We start from the raw sequence: 19,023 nt of genomic DNA, 5'->3' as shown, positions 1-19,023 counted from the left end.
TATCCTCCACTTCATTTTATTTCTTAAAGACAAGATAAGCAAACTCTATTCCTAAAAACATTTTAATCCACTTAATTCTATCTAAAAATATTAATCTAACTCTAAAACCCTTTCTAACTCTTTGATGAGATTTGTAATTTCTTTCAATTCTTTAATATTGAGAGTGAGTTTATAATTGACTTGATTATCAGGATTCATTGGCACCAATTGCTTTTTAAATTCATTTTGTTTCATAAAGTATTTTCTTTCTTTATGAATGTAGTTGATTTCATCTTTTTTAAAAACTCTATAAAGCAATTTGTCCTCGCACACTCCTAAGCAAATCAAAAAATCATAGTTGTATCGTGGGTTTATGCCATTGAACTGAAAAGTGTTGTTAGTTCTGCCTTTTCGTGCGGTTTTAACTTCAAAAGACACACCGCTTTTTGTCATAATATCGTATTCATCATGAATAATGCCATCATTGATCACTCCATCTATAGCGTTAAGCACGCTTTTTAAAAACTCTTCACCAATCTGCCCTATAGCGTTGGCTTCAAAATCTCTAATTTTTGAAAAAATAGCGTTGTAATCTTGCCCTAAATTCAATTCTTTATGTTTTTTTTCAATAATTTTTAAAAAAGTTTGTTCTAAGTCCATCAATTATCCTTTAAGCTATCCAAATGATCATGTAGGGCTTGAAAAATATGGCTTTTGCCTAAATGATAGCAAGAATTAGTCGCTAAACTTGCGTATTTTGTCCAATCAATTTCTTGGAATAGTTTTTTTAATTTAGCGTTTAAAACCTTGTTGGCGCTAGTAAATACCACAGCAATACCAGATTGATACTTAACTTCCTCAAAATTCTCTACAATTTGTGTGCTTTTATAAAAAGTTGATGAAATGTAAAAAGACGCTTTTTGATTAAAAATCCACTCTTTACCGCATTCTCTGTTTTTAGCCAATGAAACCGTGAAAACCTTGATATACTCGCCAAAGGGTTCTTTATGGCGATTCTTATACCAAGAAAATTCACTTTTTTTGTTTTGATACTTTTTGCTCCAAATTTGAAACACGCAATGCACATCCACTTCTTTATTTTTAAAGTCTATAAACGCATTTTTTTCTAAGCGTTCGCTATAAAGCAGATTTAAACCTTTCACACGATACTTAATAGAGCCTTTTCCTTGGCTTTCAAAGAACATGGGTAAGATAAAACACACAAAATCACAATTTCTAGCATGGTTGATAAATTCTAACGCCATAACCCCACGATGCCCAAAAGGAGGGTTGCCCAAGCAAATCACTTTTTGATGCGTGGGCAATTGATAATTTAAAAAATCGCATTGAATAAAACCATCTCTTTTAGGTTCAATGTCTATGCCAATGCGTCTATCTTTAGGGAACAAGTCATAAAACACCCCATCGCCTGCACTTGGTTCTAAAAAAATAAAGTCATCTAGATTTTCGTATTTTTTAATCACTTCACAAGCTTTTTGAAAGCATTTTAAAGCCACACTAGGCTTAGTGAAATACTGATCTAGAACATTGCTAGAATTTTCTTTCATCTCATTGCCATTGACATAGCGTTTAGGGGTAATTTCTTTAAACAAGGTTTGCATGAAAAAACTTTACTATAAAACTACAAAACTTAATGCTGACTTTTTCTGATCGCTTAAAACCCTTAAACTATGCTTAAAAAAATCCTTAAAACTTAAAAATTTTCTTCTAAATATTTCGTGTGGATTTTTGCTTGCCTGAAATCCGCATTTTCAAGCATCTCAAGGTGGAAAGGAATGGTCGTTTTAATGCCTTCTACTTTAAATTCCCTTAAAGCCCTTTTCATCTTGGCGATCGCTCTTTCTCTGTTTTCACCCCACACAATGAGCTTGCCAATCATAGAATCATAGTGCGTAGGCACGACATAATGAGCATGTGCATGCGAATCAAGGCGCACATTCACCCCACCAGGGGCGATCCATTCAGTGATTTTACCCGGGCTTGGGTAGAATTTTTTAGGATCTTCTGCCGTGATTCGGCATTCTATCGCATGCCCTTTGAGAGAAAAGCTTTCTTGCTTGGGCAATTTTTCGCCTTGAGCGATTTTAATCATCCACTCAATGAGATTTAACCCGCTCACCATTTCGCTAATGGTATGCTCCACTTGCAAACGAGTGTTCATCTCCATGAAATAAAAATCTTTCATGTTAGAATCAAGCAAAAATTCAAAAGTCCCCGCCCCCACATAGCCGATGTATTTAGCAGCCTTGATCGCTGTTTCTAACAAACGCTCACGAACACCCTCTTCTAAAACCACCGCCGGGGTTTCTTCAATGAGCTTTTGCTGGCGTCTTTGCACCGAGCAATCCCTTTCGCCCACATGAATGACATTACCATGCTTATCGGCTAAAATCTGGACTTCAATGTGCTTAGGTTTGTTGATGAATTTTTCTAAATACACGCTCCCATCGCCAAACGCGCTCAAAGCTTCCGTTTCGGCGGCTAAATAAAGGTTTTTAAGCTTGGATTTATCTTCTACGACACGCATCCCCCTTCCGCCCCCACCAGCGGCCGCTTTAATGATGACAGGGTAGCCGATTTTATCAGCGATTTCTTCAGCTTCTTGATAGCTTTTAAGCAACCCTTCACTGCCCTCAATCACAGGCATGCCGGCTTCTTTCATCACGCTTTTGGCTTTGGATTTGTCGCTCATTAAAGCCATGACTTTTGCGCTCGGACCAATAAATTCTAAAGAATGGTGCGAGCAAATCTCTACAAAATTCTGATTTTCACTCAAAAACCCATACCCGGGGAAAATCGCATCCGCTTCAAACAATTCTGCTGCACTAATGATCGCAGGGATATTCAAATAACTCTCGCTGGATTTGGCCCCACCTATACACACTTTTGCGTTAGCCGTATTGAGGTAGTGGGCGTCCTTATCAGCGATCGAATAAATCGCTATGGATTCTTTACCCATTTCTTGAATGGTTTGGATCGCTCTTAAAGCGATCTCGCCTCTATTAGCGATCAAAATGCGTGAAAGCTCTTTTTTTTCTACCTTTTTATTTTCTTTATTCACTTTGTTCATGGATTTTAAAGCTTTTCAACTTTGATGAGTTTCGTGCCGTATTCTACCGGTTGAGCGTCTCCCACTTCAACAGAAACCACCTTGCAAGGGTATTCCACTTCAATTTCATTCATGATTTTCATCGCTTCTACAATGCCCACGATTTGCCCTTTTTTAAGCGTATCGCCGGCTTTGACATAAGGCTCAGCCCCAGGGGAGGGCGCATGATAAAAAGTGCCTACCATAGGCGAAAGCACGAAATCTTCTTTTTTATCCACAATAGGGGTGCATACCATAGGCACAGGGGTTTGAGCGCTTGGCATGCTCGCTTCTACCATGATGGGGGCTTGGATGGAGGCTTGAGAATGAGCGGGATTTAGCGCATTTTTTTTCGCATAAGCGGATTCTTTATCCAAAACCAATTCAAAATGCTCATGCTTTAATTTCAAATGCCCTAAATCAGAAGCTTTAAATTCTTTGATCAACTCTTCAATTTCAGAAAGGTTCATAACGATCTATTCCTTATATTATTTTAAAATATGCCACAAACACATCATCTTACTAACCATAAGCGTTTTTAGCAAAAAATTATTGTTATAATAACATAATTATTAACAAACTTTAAAGGCTTTGTGCGTATGGGATTAAAAGCGGATTCTTGGATTAAAAAAATGAGTTTAGAGCATGGCATGATTAGCCCTTTTTGCGAAAAGCAAGTCGGTAAGAATGTGATCAGCTATGGTTTGAGCAGTTACGGGTATGATATTAGAGTGGGGAGTGAGTTCATGCTCTTTGATAACAAAAACGCTTTAATTGACCCTAAAAACTTTGACCCTAACAACGCGACTAAAATTGATGCGAGTAAAGAAGGGTATTTTATCTTGCCCGCTAACGCGTTCGCCCTAGCCCATACGATAGAGTATTTTAAAATGCCTAAAGACACCTTAGCGATTTGTTTAGGCAAAAGCACTTACGCTAGGTGTGGGATCATTGTGAATGTTACGCCTTTTGAGCCGGAATTTGAAGGCTATATCACGATTGAAATTTCTAACACCACCAATTTACCGGCTAAAGTCTATGCCAATGAGGGGATCGCGCAAGTGGTGTTTTTACAAGGCGATGAAATGTGCGAGCAAAGCTATAAAGACAGAGGCGGTAAGTATCAAGGGCAAGTGGGTATCACTTTGCCTAAAATTTTAAAGTGATTTGAAGAAAGATAAAAGCACTTATCCTTGTGAGCGTTGTTTATTTTTAAATACAAACAATACCGCAATTTCTCAAAAATATATTATAATACGAAAATTCAGTTTGATTGAGTTACACACTCTTTGAGAGCAAAACGCTAAACCATTTAGGAAATTACCATGCTAAAACTCGTTAGCAGAACGATTTGTTTGTCCTTAATCGGCTTATTCAACCCTTTAGAAGCCTTTCAAAAAAACCAAAAAGACGGCTTTTTTATAGAAGCCGGGTTTGAAACCGGGTTATTAGAAGGAACGCAAACTAAAGAACAAACAATAACCCAAAACACCCAAAACACCCAAAAAATCTATGAAAACCCCCTAACCCACCCACAAACTAAAGAACAAAACAAAAGCGATACAGCCACCCCACAAAGTGCTTACGGAAAATACTACATACCCCAAAGCACCATTTTAAAAAACGCAACGGCTTTATTCACCACGGACAATATAGAAAATGGCTTAACTTTTTATTCTCAAAGCCCTGTGTATGCGAATATGGTTAATGGGAGCGTAACCATACAAAACTTTCTGCCTTACAATTTAAACAATGTTGAACTGAGTTTTAAAGACGCTCAAGGCAAGGTGGTCAATTTAGGCGTGATAGAGACTATCCCTAAGGATTCTCAAATCATTCTGCCTGCAAGCTTGTTTAATGATTCAGAATTTGAACAAGCTGATAGCTTTAATTACCAACAACTTCAAGCCACTGCCACACAATTTTCTGATGCTAACACGCAGAGTTTGTTTGAAAAGCTCAGCAAGATCACAACCAATGTAACGATGAGTTATGAAAACGCCGATACTAACAATTTTAAAGGTAATTGCCATGATTGTGTGTCAGATTTCACCCCACAAACCGCAGAAGAATTGACCAATTTAATGTTGGATATGATTGCGGTGTTTGACTCTAAATCGTGGGAAGAAGCCGTTTTAAACGCTCCTTTCCAATTTTCTAACAGCCCATCAGAATGCGGATCTGACTTTCCTAAGTGCGTGAATCCTTTCAATAACGGGCGTGTCGCTCCCATCTATGAAAAATACGTGCTAACCCCACAATCCGTTATAGATGCGTTTAGAAGAACGATCAATCTTGAAGTGAATATCCTAAAATCAGGGTTTGTAGGGCTAGGGTATGAACTTGATGATAATGATGGTAATCTGGGGATAGAAGCTTCTGCATTAAATCCTGAAAAATTGTTTGGTAAAACTTTGAACAAAGTTGATATTGTGGAATTAAGAGACATTATCCATGAATTTAGCCACACTAAAGGTTATACCCATAATGGGAACATGACTTATCAAAGGGTGCGTTTGTGCCAAGAAAACGGCGGAGCTATACAAGAATGTGAGGGTGGAAAAGAAGAGTTAGTCAATGGGAAAGAAGAACTAAAATTTACAAACGGAAAAGAAGTAAAAGATCAGGATGGTTACACCTATGATGTGTGCTCTCGTTTTGGCGGCAAAAATCAGCCCGCTTTCCCTAGCAATTACCCCAATTCCATTTATACTGATTGCTCTCAAGTCCCCGCCGGGCTTATAGGCGTTACCAGTGCGGTTTGGCAGCAACTCATTGATCAAAACGCTCTACCGGTGGATTACACTAATTTGAGCAGCCAAACCAACTATTTAAACGCCAGTTTGAACACGCAAGATTTTGCGACCACTATGCTTAGCGCGATCAGTCAAAGCCTTTCATCTTCTAAATCTAGCACCACTACCTATCGCACTTCAAAAACCTCACGGCCCTTTGGAGCCCCCCTATTAGGCGTTAATCTTAAAATGGGCTATCAAAAATACTTTAATGATTACTTAGGGTTGTCTTCTTATGGCATCATCAAATACAACTACGCTCAAGCCAATAACGAAAAAATCCAGCAATTAAGCTATGGCGTGGGAATGGACGTGTTGTTTGATTTCATCACCAATTACACCAACGAAAAGAACCCTAAAAACAATCTAACCAAGAAAGTTTTCACTTCCTCTCTTGGGGTGTTTGGGGGGTTAAGGGGCTTATACAACAGCTATTATTTGTTGAATCAATACAAAGGGAGCGGTAATTTAAATGTGACCGGTGGGTTGAATTACCGCTACAAGCATTCCAAATATTCTATAGGCATCAGCGTTCCTTTAGTCCAGTTGAAATCTAGGGTCGTTTCTAGAGATGGCGCTTATACCAATTCTATCACCCTTAATGAAGGGGGCAGTCATTTTAAAGTGTTTTTTAATTACGGGTGGGTATTTTAAATTTTAAAACTTTGCTTTACTTGAAGCTTTTTAGCAAAAAGTTAAGTTTTTAGAATTTGTTTTTAAAACTTTTGCGATACCCCCTAAATTTGCGCGATACTCGCCACAAACACGCACGCACTCTCGGATTTTAGCACCATATCTAACGGGATGCGATAAATTTCACGCTCTTTAAAATATTCTCTTTCTGGTTCGCTAAAGCCCCCTTCAGGCCCTATGATAACGCCCTTTTCAAAATCCGCGCTTGCGGGTAAGATTTCGCCGTTAAAATCCAAAACGCTCGCCTTAGGGTAGGCGTTTAATACCTCTTTAGTGTTTAAAAACACTTCCAATTCCATTAAAGCACTGCGGCCGCATTGCTCGCAAGAATTAATCAGAATCTTTTGGAAGCGCTCTAATTTGGCGCTATCTATTTTTTCATTACGCTGGCTAAAATCCGCATAGAACAAACTCAACTTGCTCACGCCTAACTGGTTTAAAAAGGGTAGGATTTTTTCAACGCTTTTGATTTCAATCACGCTTAAGATCAAATGCGTTTTTTTACTGGCCATAACCTCTAATAATCGCGCGCCCACTAGCCTTAAAAGGGCGTGTTTTTTAGCGATTTCTGCATGCTCATAGGTGTATAAAAAGCCGTCTTTTAAATTCCTTAAATCCAAACGACTCGCGCTTTTGATACGCCTTGATCGGTATAAATGCGTGTAACTCTCGCCTTCTATTTTTAAAACAGGCTCTTTGGCTAAAGGGTGGTAGACAAAACGCATTCAAAGGCCCATTAACACAACAATAAGAATCGTTTCTAAAAAATACAGGATTTTAGCCTTTTTAATATACGCTTCCATCCTTTCTTTTTTAGTGATAGCGAATTTCACGCTTTTATGGCGTTTGATTTCTGCTATAAGCATCAACAACAGCCCTAAAAGCATGATAACAGCGCTAAAAGAAAATTCAAATTGCTGCATCGCCCAAATAAAAATCCCGCTCAAAAGAGCGATGCTTAAAAGAATGTAAATCGCTGGCATGACAAGATAGATTTTTTTGTTCAATTGGATGAAATTCTTTTCTTTAAAAAGGGTGTAAAGATTGATCATAAAGGCTAGGGCAAGCAAGGCGGCAAAAAAGGCATGGATAAGCAAGGATTGAGCCATCACAGAAGAATCTTGTGTATTTAATGCTTGCAAACTCATCTCTAACATTAACTTCTTTCTAACGATTTATTTTTTATTAATCGTTTTATTTTAGCATGCACTAATGAATTTAATCAATGAAAAGCTTAATAATTTAGAAAATAACGCCACAAAATCCCCTAAAGAAGCAGTCGTTCTTTTGAATATGGGAGGGCCTAACAGCCTTTATGAAGTGGGGGTGTTTTTAAAAAACATGTTTGATGACCCCTTTATCCTTACCATTAAAAATAATTTCATGCGTAAAATGGTGGGTAAAATGATCGTCAATAGCCGCATAGAAAAATCCAAAAAAATCTATGAAAAATTAGGAGGCAAATCCCCTTTAACGCCTATCACATTCGCCCTTACAGAGCGCTTGAACGAATTGGATCCTTCTCGCTTTTACACTTATGCGATGCGTTATACCCCCCCTTATGCGTCTATGGTCTTACAAGATTTAGCCTTAAAAGAGGTAGAAAGCTTGGTGTTTTTTTCCATGTATCCGCAATATTCTAGCACCACCACCCTTTCTAGTTTCAATGACGCTTTTAACGCCCTAAAATCCTTAGAAACTTTCCGCCCCAAAGTGCGAGTGATAGAGCGCTTTTATGCTGACAAAAAGCTTAATGAAATCATTTTAAACACGATTTCAAGCACCCTAAACAACCGCAAAAGCCAGGATTTTGTCTTAATCTTTTCCGTCCATGGCTTACCTAAAAGCATTGTTGATGCCGGCGATACTTACCAGCAAGAATGCGAACACCATGTGAGCTTACTAAAAGAGTTGATGCAACAAAAAAATATTCCTTTTAAAGAGGTTTTACTCTCTTATCAATCCAAACTAGGGCCTATGAAATGGCTAGAGCCAAGCACTGAAGAGTTGATAGAAAAGCACCGCAAGTCTCATATCATTATCTACCCTTTGGCTTTCACGATTGATAATTCTGAAACGCTTTATGAACTAGACATGCAATACCGCTTAATGGCAGAGCGCTTGGCGGTTAAAGAATATTTAGTTTGCCCATGCTTAAACGATTCCATAGAGTTCGCAAAATTTATCATTGAATTAGTGAAAAACCTTAAAAGTGAGTGAAATCTGCATAAAAAAGCGATTATTATAGTAAAATACCAAGTTTCCAAATCTATTAAACAATAAAGGTTATTCCATGTTTTCACTTTCTTATGTTTCTAAGAAATTTTTAAGCGTGTTGCTATTGATTTCGCTGTTTTTAAGCGCTTGCAAATCCAACAATAAAGAAAAGTTAGATGAAAATCTTTTAAGCTCTGGCTCTCAAAGCTCCAAAGAATTGAACGATGAGCGAGACAATATAGACAAAAAGAGTTACGCCGGTTTAGAAGATGTTTTTTTAGACAATAAGTCTATTAGCCCCAATGACAAATACATGCTTTTAGTTTTTGGGCGTAATGGTTGCTCCTATTGCGAAAGGTTTAAAAAAGATCTCAAAAATGTCAAAGAATTGCACGACTATATTAAAGAGCATTTTAGCGCTTACTATGTCAATATCAGCTATTCTAAAGAGCATGATTTTAAAGTCGGCGATAAGGATAAAAATGATGAAAAAGAAATCAAAATGTCTACAGAAGAATTAGCGCAAATTTATGCCGTCCAATCCACCCCTACGATTGTTTTATCCGATAAAACCGGCAAAACCATCTATGAATTGCCCGGCTATATGCCCTCTACGCAATTTTTAGCGGTGTTAGAATTTATCGGCGATGGGAAGTATCAAGACACGAAAAACGATGAGGATCTCACTAAAAAATTAAAGGCTTACATCAAGTATAAAACCAACCTTTCTAAAAACAAATCCAGTTAGGAAAATGCATGAAAAGCCTTAAGAGCTTGATTTATTTTTTGTTGGCTTCTTTTTGGGTCGCTATCCCTTTAATCGCGCTCTATGCCTTAGCGTGCGCGATAGCCACTTTTATAGAAAACGATTACGGCACGAGTGCGAGTAAGGCGATTGTGTATAACACCCCTTGGTTTAATTTCTTGCATGCGTATTTGTTGGTGGTTTTAATAGGCACATTCATTAAATCTAAAGCTTTGGAGCGCAAAAGATACGCCAGCCTTTTTTTCCACAGCTCCTTGATTTTAATCATTTTGGGGGCAGCCATCACGCGCTTTTTTGGCGTAGAAGGGCTTATGCATGTGCGAGAAAATAGCGCGCAAAGCTCTTTTGAAAGCACGGACACTTACCTTAATATCACTCTTAATGACACCACCAAACTTTCTTTAAAAACGCCTTTAACCTTTTATTATTCCAAACGATTAAAACCCATTCATGCCACTTTAGATCACAAGCCTTTAATTTTAGAACCTTTAGAGATCTACAAGCAAAACGCCATTAAAAAAGATGACGCTACTATTTTAGTGTTAAAAGCGACCTATAACGGCGTGAGCCACAAATTCAACCTCATTAAAAACAACAGGAATGAAGGCATAGAAGAAAGCGAGACGTTTAAAGACGACAAGCTCTCTTTAAGTTTTGGATCCGCTTACATTGAATTGCCCTTTCAAATCAAGCTGAAGCGTTTTGAATTAGAGCGTTACGCCGGCTCTATGAGTCCTTCATCTTACGCTTCAGAAGTGGAAGTTTTGAAATTGGATAACACTTTAATCAAACCTTATAGGATTTTCATGAACCATGTTTTAGATTATGAAGGTTATCGCTTTTTCCAATCTTCTTATGACATGGATGAAAAAGGCACGATCCTTTCTGTCAATAAAGACCCGGGTAAAATCCCCACTTATTTAGGGTATGCGATGCTTATTTTGGGGGCTTTGTGGTTGCTTTTGGATAAAAACGGGCGTTTTTTAAAGCTTTCACGCTTTTTAAAATCCCAACAAGCTGCTACTTTCTTATTCGCTTTAATTCTAATCAGCCCTTTTGCTTCTTCGTTCGCCAATGAAGGCCAAATTGACATGCATGGGGGCAAAAGCGCTAAAATTGAGCGACAAAGCGTAGAAAATCCCGCCAATAAAGAAGATTCTAAAAGTGCGATTTTAGAGCGTTTGAAACGTTTAAGAGAGTATTCCAAAGACCACTTAAAAGCCTTTCAAAGGCTTCAAGTCCAGGATTTTGACGGGCGTATCAAACCCCTTGATACCATCAGCATTGAATACATCCATAAGATTTTAAGAAAAGATGATTTTCAAGGGCTAAACGCCATGCAGGTGCTTTTAGGGATCATGTTTTTCCCTAACGATTGGCGCAGTATTAAGATGATTTACACTTCCAATAAAGCCTTAAGGAAGCTTATTGGCACGCCTTTAGACGAAAGCCGTATCGCTTTTAGAGATGCGTTTGATAGCCGTGGGTATAAATTAAAAAATTTGGTTGAAGAAGCCAATCAAAAATCCCCTAATGCGCACAACGAGTTGGATAAAGACGCGCTAAAAGTAGATGAACGGATCAACTTAGTCTATACGCTTTTTAGCGCTCAATTTTTACGCATTTTCCCTAGCGATAAAACCACCGCTTGGCTCTCGCCCATTGAAGCGATCAACAGCCCCAATAAAGAAATTTCAAGCGTGGCAACGGAGTTTTTAAAAAATATTTTTAGCGGGTTTGATGACGCTTTGAAAACCAATCAATGGGATAAAGTAGGAAAAACCCTAAAAGATTTAAGCGTCTATCAGCAAGAACATGCCAAAAACCTCTATTTATCTTCTTCAAAAGTGGATTCTGAAATTTTTTTAAACCACACCAATTTTTTTAACAGCCTGACCTTGCCTTATATCTTTCTTGGGTTATTGCTTTTTATCGTTGTGATCACCTCTCTGGTTAAAAACACGATTCCAAATATTTGGCTCACTAAAATCCTTTATATGGCTATCTTGCTTTGCGCGATCGCTCATTCTGTGGGGCTAATCTTGCGTTGGTATGTGAGCGGGCATTCGCCTTGGAGCAACGCTTATGAGTCCATGCTTTATATCGCATGGGCTTCTGTTGTCGCAGGGTTTGTTTTACGCTCCAAACTCGCGCTATCGGCTTCTAGCTTTTTAGCCGGTATCGCGCTCTTTGTGGCTCATTTAGGCTTTATGGACCCTCAAATCGGTCCTTTAGTGCCGGTGTTAAAATCCTATTGGCTCAATATCCATGTCTCTGTCATCACCGCTAGTTATGGCTTTTTGGGCTTGTGTTTTGTGCTAGGGATTTTGAGCTTGGTTTTGTTTATTTTGCGCAAACAAGGGCGTTTCAATTTGGACAAAACCATTCTCTCCATTAGCGCTATCAATGAAATGAGCATGATTTTAGGCCTGTTCATGCTCACAGCCGGGAATTTCTTAGGCGGGGTGTGGGCGAACGAATCTTGGGGGCGCTATTGGGGGTGGGACCCTAAAGAAACTTGGGCATTGATTTCTATTTGCGTCTATGCTTTAATCTTGCATTTGCGTTTTTTAGGCTCTCACAATTGGCCCTTTATTTTAGCGAGCAGCAGCGTTCTAGGGTTTTATTCGGTTTTAATGACTTATTTTGGCGTGAATTACTACCTTTCTGGCTTGCACAGCTATGCCGCAGGCGATCCCTTACCTATCCCCACTTTCTTATACTTTTTGGTAGCGATACCTTTTATTCTTGTGATCTTGGCGTATTTCAAACGCCATTTGAGTTTGCCTAAATTGGTTTAAAGGATAATCATGTTCCAACCCTTACTAGACGCCTTTATAGAAAGCGCTCCAATTAAAAAAAATTACTTTTAAATCTCCCCCCCCCCCCTAAAAATCGCTGTGGCGAATTGGTGGGGAGGCGCTGAAGAATTTAAAAAGAGCGCTCTGTATTTCATCTTAAGCCAACGCTACACAATCACCCTCCACCAAAACCCCAACGAACCCTCCGATCTCGTCTTTGGCAGTCCTATTGGATCAGCCAGAAAAATCCTATCCTATCAAAACACTAAAAGGGTGTTTTATACCGGTGAAAACGAAGTCCCTAACTTCAACCTCTTTGATTACGCCATAGGCTTTGATGAATTAGACTTTAGAGATCGTTATTTGAGAATGCCTTTATATTATGATAGACTACACCATAAAGCAGAGAGCGTGAATGACACCACCGCGCCCTACAAGATTAAAGACAACAGCCTTTATGCTTTAAAAAAACCCTCCCATCATTTTAAAGAAAACCACCCTAATTTGTGCGCAGTAGTGAATAATGAGAGCGATCCTTTGAAAAGAGGGTTTGCAAGTTTTGTCGCAAGCAACCCTAACGCTCCTATAAGGAACGCTTTCTATGACGCTTTAAACGCTATTGAGCCAGTTGCTGGGGGAGGGAGCGTGAAAAACACTTTAGGCTATAACGTCAAAAACAAAAGCGAGTTTTTAAGCCAATACAAATTCAATCTGTGTTTTGAAAACACTCAAGGCTATGGCTATGTAACTGAAAAGATCATTGACGCTTATTTCAGCCATACCATTCCTATTTATTGGGGGAGTCCCAGCGTGGCGAAAGATTTTAACCCTAAGAGTTTTGTGAACGTTTGTGATTTTAAAGATTTTGATGAAGCGATAGATTATATCAAATACTTGCACACGCACCCAAACGCTTATTTAGACATGCTCTGTGAAAACCCTTTAAACACCCTTGATGGGAAAGCTTACTTTTACCAAGATTTGAGTTTTAAAAAAATCCTAGATTTTTTTAAAACGATTTTAGAAAACGACACGATTTATCACGATAATCCTTTCATTTTCTATCGTGATTTGCATGAGCCTTTAATATCTATTGATGATTTGAGGGTTAATTATGATGATTTGAGGGTTAATTATGATGATTTGAGGGTTAATTATGACCGGCTTTTACAAAACGCTTCACCTTTATTAGAACTCTCTCAAAACACCACTTTTAAAATCTATCGCAAAGCTTATCAAAAAACCTTACCTTTGTTGCGTGCCATAAGGAGATGGGTTAAAAAATTGGGTTTGTAAAATTGGGGGTAATCAAACCCCTTGCGCTATCATCGCAGACGCCACTTTTCTAAAACCAGCGATATTAGCCCCTAAAACGAAATTAGTAGGGTCTTTAAACTCTTTAGCGGTTTGAGAGACATTCTTATAAATCTCTTTCATGATGTGGTGCAATTTCGCATCCACCACTTCAAAACTCCAAGGGTGCATGCTCGCGTTTTGCGCCATTTCCAAGCCGCTCACGCTCACCCCCCCAGCATTAGCCGCCTTGCCTATACCATAAGAAATCTTAGCCTGTAAAAACAATTCAATCGCTTCATTGCTTGAGGGCATGTTCGCTCCTTCAGCCACGCATTTACACCCATTAGAAAGGAGGGTTTTAGCGTCTAAAACGCTCAATTCATTCTCGGTCGCGCTAGGAAAAGCCGCAAAACAAGGCACATGCCATATGGCATTCCCCCCTTTGGGGTAATTTTCTGTGGGGGTGTATTTCGCACTAGTTTTTTCTAAAGCGTATTCTTTGATCCTCCCACGACGCGCTTCTTTAATTTCTTTTAAAAGCTCTAAATCAATGCCGTCTTTATCGTAAATCATGCCATTAGAATCGCTCGCCGTTACCGGTTTAGCCCCTATTTGAAGCAATTTTTCAATGGTATAAATAGCGACATTACCGCTCCCAGAAACGCTGCAAACCTTACCCTCTAAAGAGCTGTTCCTTTCTTGCAACATTTCTTCCGCAAAATACACACACCCATAGCCGGTAGCTTCTTTTCTGCACAAGCTCCCCCCATAAGTGAGCCCCTTACCGGTCAATACGCCCTCAAAACGATTGACTAATTTTTTGTATTGCCCAAACAGATAGCCAATCTCTCTTTCGCCCACTCCAATATCCCCGGCTGGCACATCAGTCGTGGCTCCAATATGGCGGTATAATTCATTCATGAACGCCTGGCAAAAACGCATGATCTCATGCTCGCTCTTTCCCTTAGGGTCAAAATCGCTCCCTCCCTTAGCGCCCCCCATAGCCAAAGTGGTGAGCGAATTTTTCAACACTTGCTCAAAGCCTAAAAACTTGATCACGCTTTCATTCACGCTAGGGTGGAATCTCAAGCCCCCTTTATAAGGGCCAATAGCCGAATTGAATTCAACCCTACACCCCCGATTGACTTGGATTTGATGGTTATCATCTAGCCAACACACCCTAAAAAAAATCTCCCTTTCAGGCTCAATCAAACGCTCTAAAATCGCATGCTTTTCATAGCTTTTATCGCTGTCTAAAAGGGGTTTTAAAGAAGTGATGGCTTCATAGACGGCTTGATGGAACTCTTTTTGATAGGGGTATTTTTTCTGTAAAGATTGGAGAATTTTTTCAACATACATGAGCGACATCCTTTATTGTTTTAAGTGTTTTTATTGTAACACTAAAAGGGTAATTAAGTTTTTAATTTATCTTAAAAAACTTTTTAAAACGCCCACAAACCCTCTATCAAAGCCGCTCAAATCCTTGTAAAACTCTGCAAAATAACCGCAAAATTCCAAGCATTCTTTCAAGCTTTTTAACTGGTCATACCCCATTTCACAAACCAAAAAAGGGATTTTTAACTCAGCGGCTAAAAAAACGATTTCTTTTAAGATTTCATCGCCTTTAACCCCCCCAAAAAGGGCTTCGTGCGGTTCTTTGAGAACGGATTTTTCCAAAGGATAATCTCTAGCAATATAAGGCGGGTTAGAGATAAGCATTTCTATCATGGGCATATGATCCCAAAGATGCGTTTGTTTTAAAAAAACACGCTCTTTTAAATTAAAGCGTTCAATATTTTTTAACGCCACTTCTAAAGCTTTTGGTGAAATATCGCTCGCATGAATGGAAAGTTTAGGGTTTTCTAAAGCCAAGCTAACAGACACGCATCCGCTCCCTATGCCGATTTCGCCTATTTCTTTTAAATGGTATTGAGAAATAATATCAAGGGCTTTTTGGACTAAAATCTCCGTTTCAGGCCGTGGGATTAAAACATGCTCATTCACAAAAAAAGAACGCCCATAAAAATCACAGCTTCCTAATAAATACTCTATGGGGCAGTCATTCAAACGCTTTCCTACCAATTCAAAAAAACGCATCTCTTCTTCGTGGGTTAATTCTAAATAAGCATGCGTGTGCAAAAAAACCCTTTCTTTTTGCAAGACAAAGCCTAATAAAATTTCAGACTCCAAGCCCCCCCTAAAGCCTTTTGGCGATAATCCTTTTTTGGCTTTGTTTAGGGCTTGTGAAAGGGTCATTCAATTTCATAATCCAAAGCTTTCAAGCGTTCTAATAGCGGCGGGTGGGTGAAATGCAAGAAAACATAAAAAGGGTGCGAATAGGGGAACGCTTTATTCTCGCTCTCAATGGACACTAACGCTTTGGCTAAAGTCTCTTTAGAGCTTAAACTCGCCCCAAATTTGTCCGCATTGTATTCGTTCTTTCGGCTAAAAAACCCGATCAAAGGCATAGCGTAAAAAGAAAATACCGGCAAAAACAAGAGTAAAATCGCAATCAAACTCGCTGGCGTTTGCGAGACATTAAAACCTTCAAAAACGATCGGTGGCAAATGAGCGATCAGAGCAAAAACAAGAGCGAGCAAGCCTCCCATAATCCCTAAACTTTTCAACAAATCCTTATTTTTAAAATGCCCTAATTCATGCCCTAAAATGGCTAAAAGCCCTTCTGTCCCAACTTTAGAGATCAAAGTGTCAAACAACACCACCCACTTGTTTTTACCCAAGCCCCCAAAATACGCATTCAAACGCCCGTCCCTCTTGCTAGCGTCCATCACAAAAATGCCTTCGGATTTAAAACCCACCTTATCCATCATGCTCTCAATTTGACTTTCCAAATCCCTATTATTCAAGGGGGTGAATTGGTTGAAAAGCTGGGCGATTTTAGGGTAAAAAAGATTAGCTAATATCATAAAAACAAACACGACAAAAAACGAGCTAATCTCCCAATGCTCCACATGTTCAATGATCATAATAAGAGTGTAAATCAACAACAACCCCACGCCTAAAGTGAGCAATAACCCTTTGAAAAAATCCTTAAAAAACAACGACAAGCTCACCTTAGAAAAGCCAAATTCCTTATCCAAATGCATGGTGGTGTAGTAGCTAATGGGTAAAGCTAAAACGCTTTGAATCGCTAAAAACAACAAAGCAAACACCAAGTAACCTAGCGTTTCAGGAAGGTTTAAATAATGCGTGAGATCTTCTAAATGCGTCAAACCAAAAAAGACCCAACCAGCAAAGATCACCCCATCTAAAATTTGAGAAATAATGGATAACTGCATTTTCCTAATGGCGTAATTTCCTGCTTCTTCATAATCCTTTTGTGGGAGTAAAACAGGTTTTTCGCAGAGCTTTTGGCGGATAAATTTCAATTGCAAAATATCGCCCACAATGTAAGGAGTCGTAAAAAAGAGCAAATAAAAAATACAGATTATCATATCTATCCATATATCAAGCATATTCTAAACTCCTTTTTTTAAATGAATTTACCAATAAAAGTGTAGGAATTATAACAATTTTTCAAAAATTTACCATAAAATTAAATAAATATGGTAGAAAAAAGGGTTGCGTTTGAGCGTTTTTAATCCAATCATAAAAAAGCCATGTTGTTCAACCCACTACCAACAAAAAGGTCCGTCATGCCCCATTCTTTTAAAAAGCGTTTTTTAATCGTTTATACCCTTTCTACCTTGCTTTTAGTGGGGGTTTTGTTAGTGTTATTTTTCTTTTATGCGAAAAATAACCTTTTGGAAAACACCCAAATACGCATGCAATACACCGCTGATGCGATCGCTAAAAGCCTTTTAGAATTGGATAATGCCTCTTCTTTAGAGCCTTTAAAAATCTTAGAAGAACGATTCAAAAACACCCCCTTTGTCTTATTAGACGCGGACAACAAAGTCAAGTTTTCTAATATCGGGGCGTTTGTGGCCTCTTTTAAAAATGACGCCTTGATCAAAACCCCTTATTTTGCACTTAAAAAACAGGGCTTTTACCTCACAGACAGCGCCCCAACTAACCGCTTAGAGGTTTCTAAAATCATCATTGCAGAAGAAGAAATTCAAAAAAATTTTATCCCCCTTTATAAAATGATAGGCTATGCGTTTTTGGGTGCGAGTTTGTTTGTTGCGCTAATAGCCATGTGGCTTTATAAAATCCAATAAAACTATTTTTCCACCAACACGGGCTTATTTTTAAAGCTTTTAGCCGCATTTTCAAGCTGTTTTAGGGCTTCTTCTTTGGTTTTATAAGGGCCAATCAAATAATGCGTGAGGGAGTCTTTTTCCTCCATTTGGTGAGGGAAATTTTTGAGCGTTTGCAAAAAATCCTTACTGGGCGAATTTAAAAAAGCCCCAATTTGCAAGTAATACCCTTTAGGGATCTTTGCGTCTTTTAAGCTAGGTTTTGTTAAGCCCTTTTTATTCTCGCTTTTAGGCGGTTCTTTTTTTAAGGGTTGGGATTTGTTGAGGGCCATTTCATGCTCATGGGCTTTCTTGATTTTTCTCTTCACCTTTTTGCCCTCTATATAAAAATCATATAAATCATGGATTCTTTGTTTCACATAAGCTTCATAGCAATTCTTATAAATCGGGCTGTTTTCAATAGAAGCCTTAGGGCTTATTAACATGACTAACGCCACGCATTCTTCATGGGCGACTCCTAGCCACTCCTCTTCGCTTTGTTCTAGGATTTCTTTAATTTTAGGGAACTCATACTGCGTGCTTTTTCCCATATTGTCTAACATTTTGATAAGGTCTTCATAGGCTTGATCGAGCCTTAACTGGATAGGGGGTAAATTTTTAGGGGTATTTTGAACGCTTTTAGGAGCTGCTTTTTTATCGTCTAAACTAACAGCATTCCTTAAAAAGAGGAAAACCAACAACAGAGTTATTTTGAATATACTTTTTTGCATTTATCATTCCCTGTCAAGCTTTCTATCTTATTGTTTTATGGTAATCAAAAATACCAAATACCGCCATAAGAACTGCTTAAAAATAGGATTTAGTTGCTTGATTTTATGGTAAAAGTCATTACCTTAAGGGGATAGGGGTATTTTGCGATAATTTAATAGCTTTGATATAATAACTTTTAAAAACCATAGAAAGGCTTATGATGCAATCTTTAAGTTTATTGAACCAGTTGGGCGCTAAAATTGATGAATTGATTGAAAAAATCCAAAAACAAGAAGAAGAGTTGAACGCTTTACGCCAAGCAAACACCACCCTGAATGCGCAAAATGAAGAAAAAGACATTCAAATCGCTATTTTATACGATGAATTGAGCGCTAAAGATAAGGGTATTCAAGGTCTTTATGACAAAATCTCTGATTTATTGTCATAAACCATTAAA

Annotated in this window: 17 protein-coding genes and 1 pseudogene; 8 read left to right on the top strand and 10 right to left on the bottom strand. The window is 38.5% G+C overall.

The genetic code is table 11. The features are described 5' to 3' along the window. Positions 1-90: 90 nt before the first annotated feature. The 4 genes from AYS37_RS05445 to accB form a co-directional block, all read right to left on the bottom strand. Positions 91-639, bottom strand: a complete 549-nt coding sequence (locus tag AYS37_RS05445) for a hypothetical protein (RefSeq protein ID WP_000362790.1) — start codon at positions 637-639, stop codon at positions 91-93. Further along, a complete protein-coding gene (locus AYS37_RS05440; protein WP_001193848.1) occupies positions 639-1,601 on the bottom strand; it encodes a type II restriction endonuclease in 963 nt (320 codons plus the stop codon). The genes AYS37_RS05445 and AYS37_RS05440 overlap by 1 nt, the downstream gene beginning before the upstream one ends. A 92-nt stretch (positions 1,602-1,693) precedes the next feature. Beyond that, positions 1,694-3,061, bottom strand: a complete 1,368-nt coding sequence (locus AYS37_RS05435) for an acetyl-CoA carboxylase biotin carboxylase subunit (protein WP_001874689.1) — start codon at positions 3,059-3,061, stop codon at positions 1,694-1,696. Between the two features lie 14 nt (positions 3,062-3,075). Beyond that, positions 3,076-3,558, bottom strand: a complete 483-nt coding sequence (gene accB, locus AYS37_RS05430; protein WP_001053767.1) for an acetyl-CoA carboxylase biotin carboxyl carrier protein — start codon at positions 3,556-3,558, stop codon at positions 3,076-3,078. Between the two features lie 129 nt (positions 3,559-3,687). Here accB and dcd point away from each other — a divergent pair, with 129 nt between their 5' ends. Together dcd and AYS37_RS05420 are read left to right on the top strand one after the other, a co-directional pair. Then, positions 3,688-4,254, top strand: a complete 567-nt coding sequence (gene dcd, locus AYS37_RS05425; protein WP_000523106.1) for a dCTP deaminase — start codon at positions 3,688-3,690, stop codon at positions 4,252-4,254. Between the two features lie 159 nt (positions 4,255-4,413). Beyond that, a complete protein-coding gene (locus AYS37_RS05420; RefSeq protein ID WP_000916394.1) occupies positions 4,414-6,537 on the top strand; it encodes an outer membrane beta-barrel protein in 2,124 nt (707 codons plus the stop codon). 83 nt (positions 6,538-6,620) lie between these two features. Here the strand turns inward: AYS37_RS05420 and AYS37_RS05415 are convergent, their stop codons facing one another. Next, entirely contained in the window at positions 6,621-7,301 is a 681-nt protein-coding gene (locus tag AYS37_RS05415; protein ID WP_001213175.1) for a 16S rRNA (uracil(1498)-N(3))-methyltransferase, read from the bottom strand. Next, complete coding sequence (locus AYS37_RS05410; RefSeq protein ID WP_000892089.1) at positions 7,302-7,733, bottom strand: hypothetical protein; 432 nt, start codon at positions 7,731-7,733, stop codon at positions 7,302-7,304. It lies immediately after the preceding gene. A 55-nt stretch (positions 7,734-7,788) separates the two neighbouring features. On the opposite strand from AYS37_RS05410, the gene hemH reads away from it, so the two are divergent. The 4 genes and pseudogenes from hemH (at position 7,789) to AYS37_RS05390 (ending at position 13,656) form a co-directional block, all read left to right on the top strand. Next, positions 7,789-8,796: a ferrochelatase gene (gene hemH / locus AYS37_RS05405; protein WP_001049086.1), complete on the top strand. Its 1,008-nt coding sequence runs from the start codon at positions 7,789-7,791 to the stop codon at positions 8,794-8,796. A 73-nt stretch (positions 8,797-8,869) separates the two neighbouring features. Continuing rightward, a complete protein-coding gene (locus tag AYS37_RS05400; protein WP_000492230.1) occupies positions 8,870-9,541 on the top strand; it encodes a SoxW family protein in 672 nt (223 codons plus the stop codon). An 8-nt stretch (positions 9,542-9,549) separates the two neighbouring features. Beyond that, positions 9,550-12,360, top strand: coding sequence for a cytochrome c biogenesis protein (locus tag AYS37_RS05395; RefSeq protein WP_000838629.1), 2,811 nt, complete (start codon positions 9,550-9,552; stop codon positions 12,358-12,360). Between the two features lie 9 nt (positions 12,361-12,369). Further along, positions 12,370-13,656, top strand: a pseudogene (locus AYS37_RS05390) (glycosyltransferase family 10 domain-containing protein). A 12-nt stretch (positions 13,657-13,668) separates the two neighbouring features. On the opposite strand, the gene gdhA reads toward AYS37_RS05390, so the two are convergent. From gdhA to AYS37_RS05375, 3 genes are all read right to left on the bottom strand, one after another. Next, positions 13,669-15,015 (bottom strand): NADP-specific glutamate dehydrogenase, encoded by a 1,347-nt coding sequence (gene gdhA / locus AYS37_RS05385; RefSeq protein WP_000289170.1) that lies wholly within the window; start codon positions 15,013-15,015, stop codon positions 13,669-13,671. 66 nt (positions 15,016-15,081) lie between these two features. Continuing rightward, the gene (locus tag AYS37_RS05380; RefSeq protein ID WP_000176062.1) at positions 15,082-15,912 is read right to left on the bottom strand and encodes a peptide chain release factor N(5)-glutamine methyltransferase; all 831 of its coding nucleotides are present in this window, start codon (positions 15,910-15,912) and stop codon (positions 15,082-15,084) included. Beyond that, positions 15,909-17,132: a M48 family metallopeptidase gene (locus AYS37_RS05375; protein WP_000884469.1), complete on the bottom strand. Its 1,224-nt coding sequence runs from the start codon at positions 17,130-17,132 to the stop codon at positions 15,909-15,911. Before AYS37_RS05375 ends, AYS37_RS05380 begins: the two co-directional genes overlap by 4 nt. Positions 17,133-17,312: 180 nt before the next feature. Here AYS37_RS05375 and AYS37_RS05370 point away from each other — a divergent pair, with 180 nt between their 5' ends. Continuing rightward, positions 17,313-17,837: a hypothetical protein gene (locus tag AYS37_RS05370; RefSeq protein ID WP_001120658.1), complete on the top strand. Its 525-nt coding sequence runs from the start codon at positions 17,313-17,315 to the stop codon at positions 17,835-17,837. Positions 17,838-17,839: 2 nt separating this feature from the next. Here AYS37_RS05370 and AYS37_RS05365 read toward each other — a convergent pair whose 3' ends face one another. After that, entirely contained in the window at positions 17,840-18,586 is a 747-nt protein-coding gene (locus tag AYS37_RS05365; protein WP_001172429.1) for an SPOR domain-containing protein, read from the bottom strand. Positions 18,587-18,786: 200 nt separating this feature from the next. On the opposite strand from AYS37_RS05365, the gene zapB reads away from it, so the two are divergent. Then, complete coding sequence (gene zapB / locus AYS37_RS05360) at positions 18,787-19,014, top strand: cell division protein ZapB (protein ID WP_001191194.1); 228 nt, start codon at positions 18,787-18,789, stop codon at positions 19,012-19,014. Positions 19,015-19,023: the final 9 nt, after the last annotated feature.

It is taken from the genome of Helicobacter pylori NQ4053, assembly GCF_000274605.1.
Classification (GTDB): domain Bacteria; phylum Campylobacterota; class Campylobacteria; order Campylobacterales; family Helicobacteraceae; genus Helicobacter; species Helicobacter pylori_CV.
This window is presented reverse-complemented; position numbering and strand designations above follow the sequence as displayed.